Source organism: Curtobacterium sp. B18 (assembly GCF_000333375.1).
Taxonomy (GTDB): Bacteria; Actinomycetota; Actinomycetes; order Actinomycetales; family Microbacteriaceae; genus Curtobacterium.
The window spans coordinates 1-2706 of sequence record NZ_BACZ01000652.1 but is presented as its reverse complement, the minus strand read 5'-3'; the positions used below and the strand labels follow the sequence as shown (position 1 = coordinate 2706).

At 70.3% G+C, this 2706-nt stretch carries 3 protein-coding genes and 1 pseudogene; all 4 read right to left on the bottom strand.

Features of this window, described 5'->3' with window-relative positions:
• Window positions 1-153, bottom strand: a pseudogene (locus I5E_RS17540) (cytochrome c biogenesis protein CcdA); the annotation flags it as partial.
• Window positions 154-198: 45 nt separating this feature from the next.
• Window positions 199-813, bottom strand: a complete 615-nt coding sequence (locus I5E_RS17535) for a TlpA family protein disulfide reductase (protein ID WP_022908134.1) — start codon at window positions 811-813, stop codon at window positions 199-201.
• A complete protein-coding gene (locus I5E_RS17530) occupies window positions 810-1466 on the bottom strand; it encodes a histidine phosphatase family protein (protein WP_022908133.1) in 657 nt (218 codons plus the stop codon). The genes I5E_RS17535 and I5E_RS17530 overlap by 4 nt, the downstream gene beginning before the upstream one ends.
• A 68-nt stretch (window positions 1467-1534) precedes the next feature.
• Complete coding sequence (locus tag I5E_RS17525; RefSeq protein ID WP_022908132.1) at window positions 1535-2476, bottom strand: SulP family inorganic anion transporter; 942 nt, start codon at window positions 2474-2476, stop codon at window positions 1535-1537.
• Window positions 2477-2706: the final 230 nt, after the last annotated feature.

Below are 2706 nucleotides of genomic sequence, written 5' to 3'. Positions count from 1 at the left end.
CAGCAGCACCCCGAGCACGACTCGACCCCGCCGCTGCCCGCCCTCGGCGACGCCGCCGACGTAGCCGAGGTACCCCGGCACGAGGGGCAGTACGCACGGGGACAGGAACGACACGAGGCCGGCGAGGGCCGCGACGGGGAGCGCCACGGCCATCTGCCCGCTGAGGATCGCGTCGGCGAAGGGGTTGCTGGACACGGGTCAGGAGGCCTTGCCCGACAACTCGTCGGAGACGAGCGTGTTGAGGATGCCCGGGCCGTCGACCGCACCGAGCACACGCGCGGCGACGCGGCCCTGCTTGTCGAGGACGATCGTCGCGGGGACCGCGTTCGGGGCGATCTGCCCGGAGAGCGCGAGCTGCATGGTGCCGGTCTGCTGGTCGAGCACGGTCGGGTAGTCGACCTTGAAGGTGCGCTCGAACGCCTCGGCGGTGCCCTGCTCGTCGCGCACGTTCACGCCGATGAACTGGACGTCCTTGCCCTGGAACTGGTCGTGGACCGTGTTGAGGTACTTGGCCTCGGCTCGGCACGGCGGGCAGCCGGCGTACCAGAAGTTCAGGACGACGACCTTGCCCTTGAGCTCCTTGGAGGACAGGGTCTGGCCGTCGATGTCCTTCGCGCGGAAGTCCACCGCGTCGGTGCGCTTGTCGGTGGCGACCTCGGTCACCGCGCCGTTGCCCGAGATGTAGTTCTGGGTCGTCCCGCTGCCGTACTGCTTCGACAGCGAGTCGTTGTCGGACGAGCACCCCGTGAGGACGAGGGCTGCCGCGACCGCCGTCGCCGCGAGGGCCGCGAGCCGCTTCCTGCTGCTGATCACACTGCTCCTTCGTCGATCGCGGTCGCGCGCAACGCCTGCGCCGGATCCGCGTACCCGACCTCGGTGAACCGACCGGACGAGGTGGCGGGCACACGCTCGACGGTGGTGATGCTCGAGAGGTCGCAGCGTCGCTTCCTCGGGTCGTGCCAGAGCTGCTCGCCGGCGAGGCGCCGGTGCACCATCCAGATCGGCAGCTGGTGGCTGACGAGGACGACGTCGCCCTCGTCGACGCTCTCCCACGCCGTCGCGATCGCGGCGACCATGCGGTTCGCGATGGACTCGTACGCCTCGCCCCAGCTCGGCCGGAACGGGTTCGCGATCCACGGCCACTCGGCCGGACGCGCCAACGAGCGCTTCGTGAAGCCCGGGGGCTGACCCTCGTACCGGTTCGTCGGCTCGATGAGCCGCTCGTCGAGGGCGACGTCGAGCCCGTAGGCCTCGGCCCAGGGCGCCGCGGACTCCTGCGTGCGCTGCAGGGGCGACGCGACGATGCGGCGGACGTCGACACCGGCGTCCTTCCACGCGATCGCGGAGGCGCTGGCCATCTGCTTGCCGAGGTCGCTCAGTCCGAAACCGGGGAGTCGCCCGTAGAGCACACGGTCCGGGTTGTGCACCTCGCCGTGACGGACGAGGTGGATTCGGGTCGCGGGCATGGGTTCCAGTGTAGGTCGCCCAGCCGTTCCCACCGGCCGCACAGGGGATTCACCGGATGCGGAACCACTCAGCCCAGTTCGCCGGACAGCCGCCCGTGGATCGCCGTGGACCCGGTGTTGAGGTGCACCACCTCGACGCTCGACCCGTGCTTGGCGAAGCGCTGCTCGACCCCGTCGAGGGCCGCCACCGTGCTGGCGTCGAAGACGTGCGCGTCGGACATGTCGATGACCACGTGCTCCGGGTCCTCGGCGTAGGAGAACCGGGTGACGAGGTCGTTCGAGGACGCGAAGAACAGCGCTCCACGGACCCGGTACCGGACCGTGTGCTCGTCGACGACCTCGCGCGCGACGCTCACGACGTGTGCTGCCCGCCGGGCGAAGACGAGCGCCGCGACGACCACCCCGACGAGCACGCCGGTCGCGAGGTTGTCGGTCACGACGACGACCACGACCGTGATGACCATCACCGCGGTCTCGCCGAGCGGCATCCGGCGGAGGGTGCGGGGCCGGATGCTGTGCCAGTCGAACGTCGCGACGCAGACCATGATCATCACCGCGGTGAGCGCGGCCATCGGGATCTCGGCCACGACGTCGTGCAGGACGATCGTCAGCACGAGCACCGACGCTCCGGCGGCGAAGGTCGAGATGCGCGTCCTGGCCCCCGCCGTCTTCACGTTGATGACGGTCTGGCCGATCATCGCGCACCCGCCGGTCCCGCCGAAGAAGGCGGAGGCGACGTTCGCGATGCCCTGCCCCCACGACTCCCGCCACTTGCTCGACCCGGTCTCGGTGATCGAGTCGACGAGCTGGGCGGTGAGCAGCGTCTCGATCAGGCCCACGATCGCCACCCCGAACGCGTACGGCGCGATGATCTGCAGCGTCTCCAGCGAGAACGGCGTGGTGATGCCGTTGAACCCCGGCAGCGCCGTCGGCAGCGCGCCCTCGTCGCCGACCGTCGGCACGGCGACGCCGAACAGGATGGTGATCGCGGTGAGTCGTGGCGGAACCACGCGGGCAGCCCGGAGGCGTCGGTCGCGGTCTGCGGCTCTGCGGGTGCGGTGATGGTCATGTGGGGCGGTTTCCTTTCAGATGACGGTCGGGAGGCGCGGCGCGCCCTGGCGAGGTCGGCTACCGGCCACCGAGGCCGGAGGTGACGATGCCCTTGACGAGGTGCTTCTGCAGCAGGATCAGCAGGATCACGGTGGGCAGCATCGAGATCACCGACGCCGCCATGACGAGT